The organism is Ruegeria sp. AP12 (assembly GCF_056540025.1).
This window is the reverse complement of sequence record NZ_JBQFVZ010000135.1, coordinates 1-921: the sequence shown is the minus strand read 5'-3', so window position 1 is coordinate 921 and position 921 is coordinate 1. Positions and strand designations below refer to the sequence as shown.

Below are 921 nucleotides of genomic sequence, written 5' to 3'. Positions count from 1 at the left end.
GTTCGAAGCTTTGGGAGCCACATATGTCATCCCCGGCCACGGTCATCCGACAAACATGGATCAGGTGCGCCGCTATACACGCGACTACCTGATCTATCTGCGCGGCAAGATCCAAGAGCATATGGATGCCGGCGGCGATCTGGCAGAGGCTTACTACGTCGATCAGTCACCATATGCCCATTTGGACACGTTTGAGGAACTGGCGACAAAAAATGCCGGGCGCGTTTTTGAGCAGATGGAATTCGAATAGCTCAGGACGTTTGTGGAACAGGCATTCGCCTCAATAACCTATGCGTGCTGATTGCTCCAACCCACATGAAGAAAACGGCAAGCCATGCCGTCAATGACAGTGCGGACCCTCCGGAAAGCCCTGCTCCCACGGCGCAACCTCCGGCCAGCATGGCTCCAAACCCCATGAGGACAGCTCCAGCAAGGTAGCGCTCCATCGGAGTATCCGGGCCAAACCGTTCGATCTTCCACTCCCCTGCAGTTAAGGCCGCGCCTGCGGCACCAATTGCTACGCCTGGAACGAGGCCGATACCGAAGGACAACACAACGCTCCTCTCCGCAACTAACGCCATCAGTGTATCCGTGGCCGGTCCGGTAAATGTTATGGACGACACGGGCACGACGTCAAAAGATGCTTGCGCGATCGCAAAGGTCATCATCCAGCCAAGCGCCACAGCCACGCCAACGCCTGCGGCTGTTATGATTCTGACAGGCACGACTCTCCGGTGGAATGCGAATGCAATTGCCGACACCAATCCCAACGCTGCAACGGCTGTATAAGCCACTGGCGAATAACCAAGTATTTCCGAAAGATCTCTCGAGGCGCCTCCTGAGACAGTCCAGATCCCGGAAAGCAATTCGCGGGCGGGACTAAGAACGCCCGTGTAAGCAGCCTGAGCCACCAAGGTTAAA

At 56.4% G+C, this 921-nt stretch carries 1 protein-coding gene and 1 pseudogene; one reads left to right on the top strand and one right to left on the bottom strand.

The features are described 5' to 3' along the window. Positions 1-250, top strand: a pseudogene (locus tag ACR0E6_RS21780) (MBL fold metallo-hydrolase); the annotation flags it as partial. Between the two features lies 1 nt (position 251). Here the strand turns inward: ACR0E6_RS21780 and ACR0E6_RS21775 are convergent. Then, the coding region (locus ACR0E6_RS21775; protein WP_480587240.1) for a YeeE/YedE thiosulfate transporter family protein at positions 252-921 on the bottom strand (670 nt) is incomplete at its 5' end.